At 33.4% G+C, this 16156-nt stretch carries 16 protein-coding genes; 6 read left to right on the top strand and 10 right to left on the bottom strand.

Annotation, left to right across the window (positions count from 1 at the left end; genetic code table 11):
* Positions 1 to 105 precede the first annotated feature (105 nt).
* The 3 genes from ACQQ6V_RS00440 to ACQQ6V_RS00430 all read right to left on the bottom strand — a co-directional run bounded on the left by ACQQ6V_RS00440 (position 106) and on the right by ACQQ6V_RS00430 (position 5097).
* Complete coding sequence (locus tag ACQQ6V_RS00440; RefSeq protein ID WP_448843626.1) at positions 106 to 954, bottom strand: alpha/beta hydrolase family protein; 849 nt, start codon at positions 952 to 954, stop codon at positions 106 to 108.
* A gap of 238 nt (positions 955 to 1192) precedes the next feature.
* Positions 1193 to 4066: a type I restriction endonuclease subunit R gene (locus tag ACQQ6V_RS00435; protein ID WP_448843625.1), complete on the bottom strand. Its 2874-nt coding sequence runs from the start codon at positions 4064 to 4066 to the stop codon at positions 1193 to 1195.
* Between the two features lie 104 nt (positions 4067 to 4170).
* On the bottom strand, positions 4171 to 5097 hold the full coding sequence (locus ACQQ6V_RS00430) for a tyrosine-type recombinase/integrase (protein ID WP_125349867.1): 927 nt from the start codon (positions 5095 to 5097) through the stop codon (positions 4171 to 4173).
* A gap of 84 nt (positions 5098 to 5181) precedes the next feature.
* On the opposite strand from ACQQ6V_RS00430, the gene ACQQ6V_RS00425 reads away from it, so the two are divergent.
* On the top strand, positions 5182 to 6282 hold the full coding sequence (locus tag ACQQ6V_RS00425) for a restriction endonuclease subunit S (protein WP_448843624.1): 1101 nt from the start codon (positions 5182 to 5184) through the stop codon (positions 6280 to 6282).
* Here ACQQ6V_RS00425 and ACQQ6V_RS00420 read toward each other — a convergent pair.
* Entirely contained in the window at positions 6275 to 6892 is a 618-nt protein-coding gene (locus ACQQ6V_RS00420) for a restriction endonuclease subunit S (RefSeq protein WP_448843623.1), read from the bottom strand. The two genes, ACQQ6V_RS00425 and ACQQ6V_RS00420, sit on opposite strands and share 8 nt — an antisense overlap.
* 22 nt (positions 6893 to 6914) lie before the next feature.
* On the opposite strand from ACQQ6V_RS00420, the gene ACQQ6V_RS00415 reads away from it, so the two are divergent.
* The gene (locus tag ACQQ6V_RS00415; protein ID WP_448846161.1) at positions 6915 to 7463 is read left to right on the top strand and encodes a restriction endonuclease subunit S; all 549 of its coding nucleotides are present in this window, start codon (positions 6915 to 6917) and stop codon (positions 7461 to 7463) included.
* Here ACQQ6V_RS00415 and ACQQ6V_RS00410 read toward each other — a convergent pair.
* The 6 genes from ACQQ6V_RS00410 to mobA form a co-directional block, all read right to left on the bottom strand.
* Positions 7456 to 8649 carry a restriction endonuclease subunit S gene (locus tag ACQQ6V_RS00410; RefSeq protein WP_448843622.1) on the bottom strand — a complete coding sequence of 398 codons (1194 nt, stop codon included), beginning with the start codon at positions 8647 to 8649 and terminating at the stop codon, positions 7456 to 7458. The two genes, ACQQ6V_RS00415 and ACQQ6V_RS00410, sit on opposite strands and share 8 nt — an antisense overlap.
* A gap of 138 nt (positions 8650 to 8787) precedes the next feature.
* Positions 8788 to 9273, bottom strand: coding sequence for a hypothetical protein (locus ACQQ6V_RS00405; RefSeq protein ID WP_280049030.1), 486 nt, complete (start codon positions 9271 to 9273; stop codon positions 8788 to 8790).
* The gene (locus ACQQ6V_RS00400; RefSeq protein WP_448843621.1) at positions 9270 to 10016 is read right to left on the bottom strand and encodes a DUF3800 domain-containing protein; all 747 of its coding nucleotides are present in this window, start codon (positions 10014 to 10016) and stop codon (positions 9270 to 9272) included. The genes ACQQ6V_RS00405 and ACQQ6V_RS00400 overlap by 4 nt, the downstream gene beginning before the upstream one ends.
* Positions 10017 to 10025: 9 nt before the next feature.
* Complete coding sequence (locus ACQQ6V_RS00395) at positions 10026 to 11582, bottom strand: type I restriction-modification system subunit M (protein WP_280049027.1); 1557 nt, start codon at positions 11580 to 11582, stop codon at positions 10026 to 10028.
* A gap of 169 nt (positions 11583 to 11751) precedes the next feature.
* Positions 11752 to 13011, bottom strand: coding sequence for a conjugal transfer protein MobB (gene mobB / locus ACQQ6V_RS00390; RefSeq protein ID WP_280049026.1), 1260 nt, complete (start codon positions 13009 to 13011; stop codon positions 11752 to 11754).
* 4 nt (positions 13012 to 13015) lie between these two features.
* Complete coding sequence (gene mobA, locus ACQQ6V_RS00385) at positions 13016 to 13450, bottom strand: conjugal transfer protein MobA (protein ID WP_448843620.1); 435 nt, start codon at positions 13448 to 13450, stop codon at positions 13016 to 13018.
* 538 nt (positions 13451 to 13988) lie between these two features.
* Here mobA and ACQQ6V_RS00380 point away from each other — a divergent pair.
* From ACQQ6V_RS00380 to ACQQ6V_RS00365, 4 genes are all read left to right on the top strand, one after another.
* Positions 13989 to 14483 (top strand): DUF3408 domain-containing protein, encoded by a 495-nt coding sequence (locus ACQQ6V_RS00380; RefSeq protein WP_448843619.1) that lies wholly within the window; start codon positions 13989 to 13991, stop codon positions 14481 to 14483.
* Between the two features lie 508 nt (positions 14484 to 14991).
* Entirely contained in the window at positions 14992 to 15375 is a 384-nt protein-coding gene (locus ACQQ6V_RS00375; protein WP_448843618.1) for a hypothetical protein, read from the top strand.
* 101 nt (positions 15376 to 15476) lie between these two features.
* Positions 15477 to 15773 (top strand): helix-turn-helix domain-containing protein, encoded by a 297-nt coding sequence (locus tag ACQQ6V_RS00370; RefSeq protein ID WP_094772800.1) that lies wholly within the window; start codon positions 15477 to 15479, stop codon positions 15771 to 15773.
* A complete protein-coding gene (locus ACQQ6V_RS00365; RefSeq protein WP_448843617.1) occupies positions 15770 to 16051 on the top strand; it encodes a helix-turn-helix domain-containing protein in 282 nt (93 codons plus the stop codon). The genes ACQQ6V_RS00370 and ACQQ6V_RS00365 overlap by 4 nt, the downstream gene beginning before the upstream one ends.
* Positions 16052 to 16156: the final 105 nt, after the last annotated feature.

Raw genomic sequence — 16156 nt, 5'->3', positions numbered from 1 at the left:
ATGACAATATTAATACAAATACCTCACCAAAAAGGTCTATTGGGTATGTGAAATTTTTGTTAAACACATTAATAAAAACTATCGAAAATAACATCCTAAATGAAATTATCTACTCTGAGTTTTTTTCAAAAATTCTATACTTTTTTCGGTAGCTAGTTCTAAATCCTTAGGCATTATATTTTCTGTCCAAGGCTCAGAACTCCCAAAACCATGATTACCATTTTCTATCATAAATAGCTCAGAAGATCTTACCCATTGATGAAGACTTTCGGCTTCTTTAATATTAACGGTTTCGTCTGCTGTCCCATGGATAATAAGATAAGGACTATTAATTTTCTTTGCCGAAGATTGAATATTAAAGCGATCTGCATTAGTTTCGAAATCTTCAAAGAATTGATAATAATGAGGCATCTGTTGTTTGGTTCTTTGATTTTCTATGTACATGACACCTATTTTTTTAATTTGATCTAAAATATCTTTTGGTGGAAATCGTGATCCGTAATCCGAAACGCCAGCCAAACCAACCAAAGCTTTAATACGATCATCCTCCGAAGCCTGAATTAAAATATTACCATTACCTCGGCTGTGCCCGACTAGAAAAACATGATCAGAATCTACCTCAGGAAGTTGAGAAAAATAATCTATTACAAAAGACAAATCGCTCATTTCTTTAGAATAATTATTCTGCCCAAATGCTTCTAAATCTGCAAAATGATGCACCTCATCTAGCTTTGTCCCATTATGGGAAAAGTTAAATTTGACAAAGAAAAATCCTGCTTCTGCATATTTTTGCGCCATCAATTCCCAAGCGCCCCAATCTTTATAACCTTTGTATCCATGTACAAAAATAACTAGCGGTAATTTTTGACTTGATTTTTGGTAATAAAAATCCGCCAAAAAAGCTTTAGTATCTGGATTTTCAAGAATAATATTTTTGGTAACTGTTAGTGACATTTTTTATTTTAAAGTTTTCAGGAAAAAGCTGTATTGGTTGGATACTAAGCTTTTATAAAGATTATCAAAAAAGTCAGGTAACGATTTGGTAACGGTGCTTATTGCTTTACTTTTCAACGTGTTTCCGTTAGCTCATAGCAAATATAAAAAAAAACAAAGGATAGGTTCCAAGTTATCTATCCTTTAATTATCACTTTTAAATATTTTTGATTCTTATGAATACCACTTGTATAAAACATTAATTTCCTGATATTCCAGTAACAAAAGTTTCCACGAAACCTAAAATCTTATTTAGAATACGATCTCCGATTTCCTTTGATTTTAAAACGCTTGGTCTTCCTTCTTCTCGAAGTGCTAAAATTTCTTTTCGTAAAGGTTCGCGTTCCGTAAAAAGATAGTTTTCGATCAATCTTTCAGTTTTTTCTTCAGATAGATTTTCCGTTTTAACTAATTCTTGAAGTGCTTTTTGTTGCTCTACATTCCAGAATTTTTCAAATTCTTCGGGAATAGTATCCGTATCTTCAATATTTGGTAGACTCTCATGAATAAATTTATCAATCAAGTCTCTTTTACTTCTTAATGAAACCTCAGTATTCAATAAGTTGGCAATCTCTTTTTCAATGCTTTCTTTATCTTTCGCACTGTGTTTGGACTTGAATTTGACCAACAATTGGATAATATACGTAACATTAATCGTATCACGTCTTATCAATTCTAATTCAAAATCTATATCATTGAGAATGGATGTTTTTTCAGGTGAAGGATCTGTTCCCAGTCCATCTTTTAAATCCAAATACTTACTCGTGTAATCTGCAAATAGTTGTTCTTCAATCTGTAAATCATCCCAAGTAAATTCTGTATAATGACTCATCTTCTTGTGTAGGCGCATCAAAGCACGAAAAGCTAAGATAAACTCCAATTTATCTTCTTCTGAATATAATCCATCAACAGACGTAACTTCTGGAACGATTTCTAATAATTTTTGTGTTGCTTCGTTAAATTTATCAACATAAATCTCATAAGGTTCAACTATAATTTCATCAATAGCTTCCTTATTACTGAACAAAGCAATAGCTTCGTCAGTTTTGTCTTTTAAATTTCTGAAACAGATAATATTTCCTTGGGTTTTATTCTTATCTAATATACGGTTGGTTCTACTAAAAGCTTGTATCAGTCCATGATATCGAAGATTTTTATCAACATATAAGGTGTTCAAAGATTTACTATCAAATCCTGTCAAAAACATATTAGCAACTAATAAAATATCCGCTTCGTGTTTTGGGTGTTTCGATTTTTTAGCTACGGCATTGTAATAATTGTAATATCCTTCGTTGTCTTTGATATTTTGCTTTTCACCAAACATCTCATTAAAATCTTCAACATAATTTTCCAATAACTCTCTACGGTGCGGTTTATATCCGTATTCAGTTTGAGGTTCAGCAGCCATATTGATTTGAGCAGCTACTTGTTCTTCCATTTCTTCTTCATTCTGAGCAAAACTGAAAATAGTTGTTATTTTAAGATTATGCTCCCCATTTAATTTTTTACGTTTAAAAATTTCATAGTATTGAATAACCGAATCAATATCTTGTACACACATCATCGCACAAAATTTCTTGTTTTGTGTTTTCTGATCATGATGTTGAATGATATAATCTACGATTGCTTCTTTACGTTCAGGGGCTTCAAAGACTTCTGTTTCATTGATTTGCTCCACTTTTAAATCAATGATGTGTTCTTTCTGTTTAAAAGTCTGAATGTATTCAACCGAGAATTTCAAAACATTTTCATCACGTATGGCATCAGTAATTACATATTTATGCAGACATTTTCCAAAAAGACTTGCCGTGGTTTTCATTCCATCGGAATTCTTCTCTAAAATTGGTGTACCTGTAAAACCAAACAACTGAATGTTAGTGAAATAATTTACGATGTTTTTATGCGTATCACCAAATTGCGAGCGGTGACATTCATCAAAGATAAAGACCATTCTTTCATTCTGAATAGCTTTCATTTTGGCTAAATTTCGACTGGAAATAGCATTGTTCAGCTTTTGGATAGTTGTAACAATGATTCGAACATTCGGATCGTTAAATTTTCGAACTAAATCATCTGTATTAGTAGCAGAACTAACAGAGCCTTTACTGAAATTATCATACTCCTGATTGGTTTGATAATCTAAATCTTTCCTATCTACCACAAAAACCACCTTTTTGATGGCTGGAATATTAGATAAAATCTGACTAGCTTTAAAACTGGTTAAAGTTTTACCACTTCCTGTTGTATGCCAAATATATCCGTTTTTTTCAATATTATAACCGTTCAGAATTTCATTTTCTTTTACCTTTTTGATTATGTTTTCTACTGCATAGTACTGATACGGTCGAAGCACCATTAAAGCTTTGGCGGTTTCATTCAGCACAATGTATTTGCAGATCATTTTACTGATATGACAAGGTTCTAAAAAAGTATCCGTAAAACCATTCAGTATGTTGTTGAGTGGATTATTCTGTTCGTCTGTCCAGTGAAAAGTCTGAAGATATTCCTGCTTGTGTGTTCCGAAATTACTGAAATATTTGGTGTTTACCCCGTTACTGATAACGAATAATTGTACAAAATGAAACAAGCCTTTGCCTGCTCCGAAACTATGTTTTTGATAGCGGTTGATTTGGTTGAATGCTTCCTTCATTTCCAAACCTCTTCGCTTTAACTCAATTTGTACTAATGGCAAACCGTTTATCAACAGCGTAACATCATAGCGATTTTGATATTTTCCTTCCTGTGTAATCTGATTGGCTACCTGATATTCATTTTGACACCAATGTTCCACATTAAGAAATTCAAAATATAGATTATCACCATTATCTCTAATGATATGATGCTTCTTTTCTCTTAATACCTTGGCTTTTTCAAAGACAGATCCCTTATTGAGAATGTTTAATACTTTTTCAAATTCACTCTCGCTAAATTGTATATGATTGTGCTTTTCTAATTGCGTTTTAAGGTTTGCCAACAAAGATTTTTCATCAGCTATAGTAATATATTTATATCCCAATTTTTGTAATTGGATAAGGAGTTGTTCTTCTAAAATTTGCTCAGACTGTTTGCTCAAAATAATTATGAATTAGGAGTTAACCGTGTTTTTTTATCTACACACAAATTTAACAAAATAAAGTGATCTCAATTCATTAGTACCTCCTAATTCATAATATAAACTTACCTCAAAGCTTTAAACATTTGTTCAATGGCTTTCTTCTTTTGTTCCATATTTGGATGAACATATAAATTTAATGTTGTACTTATATTTGAGTGCCCCAATAATACACTAACTGTTTTGTAATCACAATTACTTTCAATACATCGGGTAGCGAAGCTGTGTCGTAACCCGTGAAATTTAAGTTCAGGCATTTTTAATTCCTTCATTAAGTTCTTGTAATAGCTTCTATAGGTTCTTGGCTCCGTGGGTTTGGCATCGTTTGTCAATACAAAGAACGAGGGATTAACTATCTTTTTAAATGGTTTGAGTATTCGCAATAAATCCTTACTTATTGGAATCTCACGAATAGAATTTTTTGTTTTAGGTGTATCAAGAATGAGTTCTGTTCTTCTATTCCCATCTTCTATAACATATATGCGTTGAATTGTACGATTAACGCTGATTATGCCGTTGTCTATGTCAATATCTTTCCAAGTTAAAGCACATATTTCTCCGATGCGCATACCAGCACTCAGGCAAATGTAAACGCCTAAATTTCTAAATGTAAAATGTTCTTGTATATAGTTCATTATTTTTTTCTGATCAGTCTTGGTTAGCACTTCAATATTATGCTTTTCTCGTTCAGTAGGAAACTGAATATCAAAAGGGGTATACTGTAACCATTTGTTTTTAGCTCCAAATTTCAAAATCATTTTCAGAACAATTAAAATATCCTTAATTGTTTTATGACTTAAACCCGTTTCCAATTTTTGAAAAACAAAGCTTTGGACATCAGCTTCCTCAATCGCAATTTTGTTGCCGAAATTAGGCAGTAGATGATTTTCAATCAATAGCGTATAAGCTGAGAAACTTGACTTTTTTACATACTGTTTTTTGTCTATTTTCCATAGATCGATAACTTCTGAGAGTTGTTTTTGTTCATTCATTATAATTTAATTTTTTAAAATCTCAAAGGAAAGCAATTAAGGACACTTTATCCCCCAGATGGATTTGGAACTAAGTTCCCAAATTTGAGATTTCCAGAGTTTACCGAAGAGTGGGAAACTAAGAAGTTGGGGGAAATCGGAGAAATCGTTAATGGATTAACATATAGTCCAAATGACATCGCTGAAAATGGTGTGCTAGTTCTTAGATCATCTAATGTTCAAAATAGAAGTTTGGCTTTTGAAGATAATGTTTATGTAAGAACAGATAATTATAATCCTGTTCAAGAAAACGACATTTTAATTTGTGTTAGGAATGGTAGTAAAAATTTAATTGGTAAAAATGCACTAATTAATAAGGAAAACGAAGGGGTTGCTTTTGGAGCTTTTATGTCGATTTATAGAAGCTCTTTTAATACGTTCCTATTTCATTGGTTTGATACAAATGAATACAAGGAAATTGTATATAAAAATTTAGGGGCAACGATTAATTCAATAAACGGAAGTGATTTAAGAAAATTTAAAGTTCCATTTCCTTCTATAGAAGAACAAAAAAAATTGGCATCTTTTCTATCAATTGTTGACGAACGTATTCAAACCCAAAACAAAATAATTGAGGAGTTAAAATTATTAAAGATTACGCTTCGCTATCAACTATACGAACAAATTCTTAATCACGAAAATGAATATGTTCAAGTTAAGGATACTTTAAACTATGAACAGCCAACTAAATATTTGGTTACAAATACGGATTATTCATCTGATATTTCGCTAATTCCAGTTCTAACTGCAAATAAAGCTTTTGTATTAGGATATACCGATGAAGAATTTGGTATTTATGACAAAGGTCAATGTATCATTTTCGATGATTTTACAATGGATATAAAGTTTGTTAATTTTCCATTCAAAGTAAAATCTTCAGCAATTAAAATACTGACAGCGAAACCAAATGTGAACCTAAAATTTATATTTGAGTATTTGTCATTTTTAAATCTATCATCAAATGAACACAAACGGCATTATATCTCCGAAATTGAGACTATGGAAATGCAATTACCAAATTATATTCAACAAACATATGTTGCAGATTTTCTAGCAAGTATTGACGATAAAATAAAAACTGAATTTGAAATTCATACGCTATTACTTAAGCAGAAACAATACTTGTTAGCTAATTTATTTATATAAATAAATTAGCTAACAAGTATCTCTTTTGTTTTTCAAATTTATGCAATAGTTGGCTTTCAATATCAATCTTTGAATCTATAGATGAAAGGTAATCAGCAATCTTTTTTTGCTCTTCAATACAAGGTAAACCAAATTTAATTCTCGCAAAATTGTCGTAGAAAAGATAATCTCTTACTCCTCCTTCAACATTTCTTAAAACTTCTCTATTAAAAAAATCTGTCTTTAGATATTGATATAGAAAGTTGTCATTTACGGTGTTATCTGTTTTAAAACAAACATACAATGAACTGATAATAATATTCTCTAAGTTTTCACTATAGCCAATAGACCCTACATTAATTCTTGCTGGATTATAGGCAAAGGTGTTCTTGTCAATTATTTTGTATAGTTTAATATCGTAGCCTCTATCTTCGCTATCAACTCCCTCGAATTGCTCACTTTGCGGAACGAATCCTAATTTGTTATTTATAGAATAAACAGGAAGCTTTTCGTTATTTTTATTTCTCTTATTTACAAGAGTTGTAACCTCTCCCAACTTTTTAGTATTCCAATCTATATAGTTTTCATTGTTTTCATTTTTAAATCTCAATTGACGTGAGAATAATTTCATACTAATCGTAATCACATAGGAAATAAAATCCTTAATTAAAGGGCTTTGTCAGAAACTAATTCTAAATCAAGTACCAAATAAGAAAATAAATAATTGTGTTTCTTCCTATTCATCATCATTAACAGAATCCGATGTAATTGATAAAAATGGAATTTACCCAGTTTATGGAGCTACAGGTATTATTGCATTTACGGAAAACCCTCAAATTAATGAAGATGCGATTTTAATAATAAAAGATGGTTCTGGAGTTGGAAAGGTTCAATACGCATCGGATAAGTTTTCGGTTATTGGTACTTTGAACTATTTAACTGTAAAACCAGATGTTAATTTGAAGTATATTTTTTTCTGTTTAAAATTCTTCAACTTTGAGAAATACAAAGTTGGCTCTGGGATTCCACATATCTATTTCAAAGATTATGGAGAATCATTAATTTTTTGTCCATCACTTGATGAACAAGATAATATTGAGAAATTACTATCATCAATTGATGAAAAAATAAACATTGAAAAGACGTTATTAAAAAAATATGAGATACAAAAAAAGAACCTGTTACAGAACTTGTTTATATAAATAGGTTCTGTAACAGATATTGTTTTTGACAATGGTATTTATCTAAAATACTTTTCTCGGTTTCAATTTTTTCATCTATCGAAGACAAGAATATGGAGATTCTAGTTTGTTCGTCTATAGATGGAATTAAGATTTTAAACTTCGAAAATTCAGTTTTATTTATGATTGGTAGAGTTGATGAACTTTGGGTTGACTTAATATAATCAGAAATATTTTTAATTGCATAAAATAGAAACTCACTATCAAAACAAGAATGAGGTATTACAGAATTTATTTGTTGATTTGTTACACAAGGGTTTAGAGATAAACTCATTTTTCCAATTGAAGCAATACAAGTAAACATTATGCTCTTTTGAGGAAGAATTTTTAGGTTATCAGCCTTCTTAATTGTCCGTTCCGTTGAATGTTGATATTTATTATCTGTTATGTCTGTTGGAGTTACAAATTGAATATCTCCATTCCATAAATCTAAATCTTTAGTACTGGGTGTTTTTCCTGTAATTATTTCTCCTATTTCTCCCAAACTCTTCAATTCCCATTCTCTCATAAAACCTTTAAATCTAATTTTCTGAGAAAACAGCTTTTCACTTAGCCCTTTAATTAAGGTTTTTAATTGTTCAATTATTTTGTTTTGGGTTGCTATTCTTTTATCAATTAGAGAAAGAAATGATGAGATTTTAGTTTGTTCCGAAATTGAAGGTGTATTAAATTTTGTTGATTTCAGAACATTGTTATACAAACGTTGAATTGTTCCACCTTCCGTATTGTATTTTACAATTTGCAAAATGTAATACAGAAAATTATTTGTAATAAGTGTATTATCATTAGCAATCCAAACAATATTGGAATCTTGAAAGTAAGCATCGTTTCCATCATAGACAACTGTTCTCCCGATTGTTCCTGCCGCTGAAATTAAAATATCTCCCTTTTTCGGAAACGAGAATCGTGTTTTATAATCTGTATATAAATCTTGAGATATAAATGCATCAGCCTCTTTACCAAAGGAGCCTATTTTAAAAAATGGAATTTCCCCTACAGTAGTAGTTTCATCATTGAAAATTCTTTTACACATCTTCACATCTCCAATCTCTCCCAATTTCCTCTCTTCCCACTCTCCCTCAAACCCTGGAAATCTCAAATTTGGGAACTTAGCTACATTTTTATTATCTTTTTGTATCTTGGTCATAGTATTATCTTCTTATTCAGCATTAGGGATTTAATCTATTTGCTTTTTTGTTTTTATTTTGTACCTTTGCATCAGCTCAGTAACCATTTCTTTATTGGATGTAAGTGTTAAAGGAGTATAAGAAGCCGTTTAGTTCCGCTAAGCGGTTTTGGCTTTTATATACGTTTCGTATTCTTTTAACAACTTCCTTTTTCGGTGTTCTGTTTCAATATAGTAAGCTGTTATGAACATATAATATCCTCCTCTGTCGGTTAAAATCACAATATAATTTTCAGATTCATTAAACAAAACAGTACGTTCATCTTTTCCTCTTACATTTTTCCAGATGAGAATTTCTTCGTGTTCACAGTTTTCTATAACAAACTTTGGAAAACGTATCCGTTCCATTCTTCTAAAATCAGGTTGTCTATTAGCTTCGTCTTCTCCTTCGTGCGTAATGTGATAAAATGTACGATGCATTCCGTCTACTTCCGGATATTTTCTCACAGATACTTTTAGACCTTCATAAATAGGGTGTGCTTTGATAAAATCGTTATGAAAAACCGAATAAACAGCGTCAAAATAGGTTGAAAAAACTCCACCATATTCGCCAAAAGATATCAATGCAGGAAACACTAAACTCATACAAAATAAGGTTTTTGTGGTTCCCAAATAAAAACATTGAACTTTCGCTCTTTCAATAAAGTAGATTTTGTTAAAGAATATTTAGAGCGATGTTTAATGAGATTGATTAATTCATTTTTAGCTTTACTATTTGATAATTCTCTATTTACATAAGCAGTAGCACCTACTAATAAATCGGCTAATTGCAAAATTTCCACTTCGTGAGATCTTACCTGTTGTACTTTTTTAATAATTTCTTTAGAATAGTCGTATTTGTCATTCCTTAAAACCTGTTCCAGTTTGTGAACTTTTTCTTTACTTCTGGTATCTTTAATGTCTATGTAAATATGATGAGAGTTTTCAGGATTCAAGATAGCTTTCAACATTCCAAAATACATCTTATAGTAAAATGTATCGTGTGTATGATTGAACTTTTCATAATCTATTGCAGATTTATTAGAAACTACAAGCACCCTAAACTGCAAGTCATCATCATCAAAAAAATAATTGATTACATCTTTGTAATACTCGATTTTTGATTTTGAAACTTTGTTCCATTTTAGCTCATAGTAGGTTCGATTGTCATTATCATTCTTTTTATTTTTAGGAATAAGGTTGTGTTTGAGTTTAAAACTATACAATCTTTCAAAAATTTCTTCCTTCTTTTCAATCGGACAATAAACAGCCCCGATAACCATAACAGGCTCTTTGTCATTCTGTAAATGACAACTTTCATCGCAATATATATTGATTGTTGGCTTCATTATAAAAAATTAAAAAACAAGTCCCAATTCTTTGAAATACACATCAATTTCTTTGTCCAATTCCGCTCGCTTGGCTTCCAAAGATTTAATTTCCTGCATTACAACTTGGATATCGATTTCTTCTTCAGCTTCGAAAGTATCTACATAACGAGGTATATTAAGATTATAGTCATTTTCTGCAACTTCTTGTAAAGTAGCCAAATGACTGTATTTCTCAATTTCGGTTCTATTACGATAAGTTTCCACAATCTTATTGATATGCTCTTCACGTAACATATTTTGGTTCTTAACTTTCTCGAATTCTTTACTTGCATCAATAAATAGGATATGGTCAGGATCTTCCTTACATTTCTTAAACACCAAAATACAAGTCGGAATACCAGTTCCGTAAAAAATATTGGCAGGTAAACCAATTACAGCATCTAAATAATTTTTCTGTTCAATAAGATATTTTCGAATATGTAATTCTGCCGAACCTCTAAACAAGACACCGTGTGGCAATACAATAGCCATTGTTCCGTTTTCAGCAAGATGATGAATCATGTGTTGTACAAAGGCAAAATCTGCTTTGCTTGCAGGGGCTAATCTACCGTATTGACTAAAACGTTCGTTACTAAGATGCAGAGGATTAGCACTCCAGTTGGCTGAAAATGGTGGATTTGCTACAATGGCTTCTGCTAACAAACCTTCGTGTTGAGGATGTTCTAAAGTGTCTTCCTGTTTGATATCAAATTTCAGATAATGTACGCCGTGAAGTATCATATTCATTCGGGCAAGATTGTACGTTGTTCGATTCATTTCTTGTCCATAGAAATTATTGACATCTTTTACTTCTCTTGCTACACGCAGTAATAATGAACCTGAACCACAGGTTGGGTCATATACCGATTTTAAACGGTTTTTACCAGTCGTAACGATCTTTGCGAGAATTTTAGATACTTCCTGAGGGGTGTAGAATTCGCCCGCTTTTTTTCCTGCACCACTGGCAAACTGACCTATCAAATATTCGTAAGCATCACCCAATACATCAAGTTCTGTATCATTCAATTTGAAATCAATTTCGTCTAAATGCACCAACACTTTTACAATAATAGCATTTCGGGCATCTGCTGTTCTTCCTAAATTATTACTATTTAAATCCATATCAGAAAACAGGTCTTCAAAGTCTTCTTCACTTTGTGTTCCCATTGTACTTAACTGAATATTGGTCAATATCTTCTGTAAATCTTCAAGAATAAAATTGTTGCTCCCGCTATTTCCTCGTTTAGCGATTTCACTAAACAATTCAGATGGTTTTAAAAAGTACCCTAAGGTTTCAAGAGATTCTTCTCTAATAGCTTCAATGTATTCTAAGCCTTCGGCTGTGTTTTCATCAATATTTCTGAATTGGATTTTATCTTTTTCCAAAATGGAGTTCGCATAAATTTCCATTTTTTCAGCCAAATATTTATAAAAAATAAATCCCAAAATATAATCTCGGAATTCATCAGCATTCATTTTTCCACGCAGTGTATTGGCTATATTCCAGAGCTGTTGCTCTAATATTTTCTTCTGTTCTTCTGACATTGAAATAAGCGTTATTTGATTAGGGATTTATTCTCCTTAAGAATTTACTAAAATAGTAAACTTTTAGATTCTAAACATTATGCTTGCTATAAAAATGATGGATATTTAAATTGGTAAACTTACTTTAGATTTTTTTTTAAAATTTCTTTATTGACAATGATGTCATCTGTTATAACTTTCTGCCTTTCTTTTTCTTCATCCGTTTGGTAAACTGTCCTTCTTCGTAATCCTCGCCCTGTGCATCTGGCAACAGACTGAACAATCCCAAATCGGAGCTGTGCGAATGTTCATGCGAGATAAACTCGAAAAGGTCTTTTGTCGGTTGGTGGTCTAATGTGTCCGTATTGGAAACAGGGTTATCCTGTGTTTTCAGTTCGGGTTTATTTCCGTTGTTCCACCAATCATTAAATACGTTTGCCGACAAATTTCTGTCTAATTGTGAGCCGTTCCAAACGGTACGGCTTTCGTGGTCGATGAAAGTTATACCATAAATCCGTCCGCTGTCGTTCCTGCGGACAATGGTATTGATACCTTGTTCTACAAGTTGCTTTTTAAAATCCGTTTCGCTGTTTGTAGTATGTATAGCCAATTCGATGGTATTCTTTAATACTGACCTCGCAGGGTTGGTTTTCATTTTCTCTTTGGAGTGCTCAAAATGTTTTTGAAGTTCTGCAACGCCTGCATCTTTTCCAAATAGTGATGCCTTGAACGGATTGCTTGCCTTATTTCCATTCTCGTCCAATGCCACGTATACCAATCCGTTTACGGGCTGTCCGTTCCGCTCTCCTTTAACTTCTTCAGCTGTAATGTTGAAAAGTGACAGCAAAACATTGTAACCACCCATAGTAGAATAGCTATAATACTTTGGCAGATGCCGTACTACCGAAGCAATCTGACTTTTAATGTCGCCTTTCTGCTGTTCCACCTTTTTGAAAATCTTATCAGCTTGTTTCTGTTCCTGCTCGGTGGCTTTGTGCAGGTTGTATTTCGTTTCCAAATCCCGACAGATAGTCATTGAACGTGGATGGTCGTAATCATCGGGGATTTTCTTGCCGTCAATGCCTACACAGGTTGAAACAATGTGTATATGCGTGCGGTCAATGTCCGTATGTTTGAAAACGATATACGGCTGATTGCCGTAGCCCATACGCTCCATATATTCCTGTGCCATTTCGGTAAACTGTTCATCGCTGACCTTGTCTTTTGGGTTGGGGTTCAATGAAATATGCCGTACCGTTTTCTCCGTTTTGATGTTTGCCGACAGGTACGGCTCAAAGCACTTGTTAAAATACGTTACGGAATATCTGCCATTCATTGTGTCGGGTATCTTGTTCAGCAACAAAACCGATCCGTTTTCCCTGTCCACTTTCTGCTGATTGTACAAAATCGCTCCGTACATATTGCTTCCCTTTCCGATTTTTGCGATCATAACTTTATTCTTTTTTCAGATACTTTTCTTCAAATTCCTGTGTTAAACGGATGACTTCCTTAGTGACTTTTACCAATTCAATGGTTTCTTTTTCCAATTTAAAAAGGTATGTTCCTGCTTTTTTCTCTGAAAAATTGCGGTACAATATCTTCACAACCTGATTATAATTTGTTCCGATTGCTCGGAATTGGCTAAAAAATCGGGTCAATTTTTCGTGATAATCTATTGCATCCATATCAATTTTTACGGTCTTTACCGTCTTTTGAAAGATGCAAGCCGTAATAAAATGTGCCTTTACACTTATCCCCGATTGGTCAAAGAGGGCAAGGAACTTGGCGTTTTCCTCTGCATTCAGGTTGATGGAATACCGATGTACCGCAGGATCAATCTTTGGTTCCCTTCCTGTTTTCCTAATCTGTTTTCTGTTTTTCTCTTCCATAATAATCCATTTTAATTTTTAATAAACGTGCGACTTCGGAGCCGTTTCCAGCTCCCTGCAAGGGCAAGTGCTCTTGAGGTACGGAAATTTATTTCGAGGACCTCAAGAGATAACTTGCTCTGAACAGGAGTTCAGAAAAATCCGTTTTGCAAACGGATTGTAGTTAGCAGGGAAAACCCATAGCTTCCATTACAAATTTCGGTAAGACTATTTGAATAACAGCTATTTACAATCACGACAATGAACACCAAATGCTACCTTTGAGTGCCACATCAACATAGACTGGAATTGCTTTCGCTTCCTTTGTATATGGTTAGCTGGCTGATTGGTTATAACCTTAACTATGTAGCCAATCAGCATAAATCCCGACAGCAAATCTGCGTGATTGAATGCAGACGAATTACAGATTTTTGAGTTAATGAATTAACCAATTAAGGGTATGCAGGTGCTTAGGTAGTTACATAAATACAACAGTATATACAGCTGATTGCTTAGTTAACCAAACAGCTAATTGGATATAATATTAAAAATGAGAGATATGATACACGAAGAAAACAAAAATCAGCAACCCGAAAAAGAGGATTTCTCTATTGAAAATTTCATAACTGATGAAAATAAACAATCTTTCACGGAACAACAGGCAGTAACACATCGGGAAGATTTTGTCAAACCCAAAGTAGATGAGGAAGCTATTATGCGTGTAATGGCAGGCGAAGAACCTTCGGAAACTGAAACGGAAAACACAAAAACACCTGAGAGTAATACAAAAAGGATGACTTACAAGCCAAAGAAGCTGACCAAAGAGGACTACTGCGGACGGTTCTTCAAAATTCCCACGACAACGGCAAGCAGGGGGAAATCAGTGTATGTACGGCAGGAACACCACGAGACATTTAACAGACTTACAAACATTATGGGCATCGACAAACTGACGATTTATGCGTATCTGGACAACATTATCGAATACCACTTTCAGGAGTTCGGGGAATTGATTAGGGAAATCTATAACGAGAAACACAAACCGTTGTTTTGATAACTATACGTGGTGAGAGGTACGTTTCTACCTCTTAAAATTATTTTCCAAAAGAAAAAAACAGAAAAAAAAGAAAGCCATTTTAACAAGGGGGACAGGCGGAAAAACCAAAAGGAAACGGAATAAGTCCCGAAGGGTGGCAGGGCACACAACAAACTCGGCGAAGCCACCATATTTGCCCTGCCATTATGCCGTAGTCTTTTGGTTGGGTGGTGCGGTGGCTGTCCGCCTTATCTTTGCTCCCTTTTTTATTCTTTTTTTTATCAATTCCAATCAAAGAAAGGGTACAAAAAACACGTAAGGGCTAAGGATAGGGTGTTTTTGGTATGCTTTCCTTTATCCTTACAAAACTCTTTAAATGTGTGAGGGCTTTGCGAGGAAAATTTAAAGTGTTTTGAGGATTACTTTCCATTCATATTGTGCCAACATAAGCCAAATACTGCCACATAATGCCAAATGAAAACAATACATTCCTTTGTGTTCTATATTGGGTGCAAATTTTGAACCTATGGCACAAAAAGTAATACCTGACAAAGAGCAGAAAGAGAAAGAACAAATCAGAAAAAAAGAACATAGTCCTTTGATACAGGTTGATAAGCAGAGCGACCCGATTTCCAATTTCATCGCTAATTTAAAACGTCAGTTCAGGGAAGCAAAAGGCTTAATAGATTGGAACAGGTTATTCGGGGAAAAACGTATTGAACAACAAAAGCAGACTTCCGAACCTGAAAGCATAATAGGTGCGACAAAAACGCTTATCCGTTCAGACTTCAAAAATGAAGAAAAAAATCAGGCTATACAGACCAATAAAAAGCCTGCTTTAAAAATGGACAATACAATCATAACGCAACAGTCTCGTCCTAAAAGTAAGAAACCAAAGTTAGGATTATAGCCTAGTATTTGGCAACTGTACGCCAAATACCGCCATCGGATGCAACATTAAAATGACCTATGTGAATAGCTTTTATTTTAGAGGTTTAAAATGATGCAGATATGGAAATAACAGTTTTAGACATTCAAATTTTAAAAGCATTGCACAGGGAAGTAAAAGAAGTATCCTTATTGATTAAGGAAATAACTGCACCCTACAAAGCACTGCAACAGGCAACGAAATGGCTCGACCAGCAGGAAGCCTGCCAATTGCTCAACATCAGCAAAAGAACGTTGCAGACGTATAGGGCAAAAGGCATTCTTGGAGCAACGCAAATTAATCGGAAAACGTATTTCAGATTATCCGAAGTGGAGTTACTTATGCAGGGAGAGCGACCATTAAAAAAGCAAAAGAAATGAAACAGATTGGAAATTCAAACGAAGATATGCTTGCCTTGCTTGAAGCTGTGGTAGGCATCAAAAATGAACTGTTGTATATCAGAGAATATTTCCACCCATTACTAAAAGGGGAAATCTATCTGTCAGGCGAACAGGTTTGCGAGATGTTACACATCAGCAAACGGACATTGCAACAATACAGGGATGACGGACTATTACCTTTTATCAAGCTCGAACGGAAAATTCTTTTCCGTGAAAGCGATATTATCAAGGTATTGGAAGATAACTATCAGCGTTAGCCGTTAAAAAAGGATGCTTTGAAACTGTAACCGTATCGGTCAATTTAAGATACAGCCCACCGCTTAAAAACGGTGGGCTGTATTGTTTTAAGGAATTGTGATATA

The sequence above is a fragment of the Chryseobacterium electrogenes genome (assembly GCF_053553015.1).
Note: the sequence above shows the minus strand (reverse complement) of the source record. Positions and strands in the feature narration are given on the sequence as shown.

Coding starts and splice junctions, on each gene's coding strand:
- ACQQ6V_RS00380 (WP_448843619.1), top strand. CDS start 13,989: ATGATACACGAAGAAAACAAAAATCAGCAACCCGAAAAAGAGGATTTC.
- ACQQ6V_RS00430 (WP_125349867.1), bottom strand. CDS start 5,097: ATGAATGAACAAAAACAACTCTCAGAAGTTATCGATCTATGGAAAATA.
- ACQQ6V_RS00375 (WP_448843618.1), top strand. CDS start 14,992: ATGGCACAAAAAGTAATACCTGACAAAGAGCAGAAAGAGAAAGAACAA.
- ACQQ6V_RS00365 (WP_448843617.1), top strand. CDS start 15,770: ATGAAACAGATTGGAAATTCAAACGAAGATATGCTTGCCTTGCTTGAA.
- ACQQ6V_RS00370 (WP_094772800.1), top strand. CDS start 15,477: ATGGAAATAACAGTTTTAGACATTCAAATTTTAAAAGCATTGCACAGG.
- mobA (WP_448843620.1), bottom strand. CDS start 13,450: ATGGAAGAGAAAAACAGAAAACAGATTAGGAAAACAGGAAGGGAACCA.
- ACQQ6V_RS00405 (WP_280049030.1), bottom strand. CDS start 9,273: ATGAGTTTAGTGTTTCCTGCATTGATATCTTTTGGCGAATATGGTGGA.
- ACQQ6V_RS00410 (WP_448843622.1), bottom strand. CDS start 8,649: ATGACCAAGATACAAAAAGATAATAAAAATGTAGCTAAGTTCCCAAAT.
- ACQQ6V_RS00420 (WP_448843623.1), bottom strand. CDS start 6,892: ATGAAATTATTCTCACGTCAATTGAGATTTAAAAATGAAAACAATGAA.
- ACQQ6V_RS00400 (WP_448843621.1), bottom strand. CDS start 10,016: ATGAAGCCAACAATCAATATATATTGCGATGAAAGTTGTCATTTACAG.
- mobB (WP_280049026.1), bottom strand. CDS start 13,011: ATGATCGCAAAAATCGGAAAGGGAAGCAATATGTACGGAGCGATTTTG.
- ACQQ6V_RS00395 (WP_280049027.1), bottom strand. CDS start 11,582: ATGTCAGAAGAACAGAAGAAAATATTAGAGCAACAGCTCTGGAATATA.
- ACQQ6V_RS00440 (WP_448843626.1), bottom strand. CDS start 954: ATGTCACTAACAGTTACCAAAAATATTATTCTTGAAAATCCAGATACT.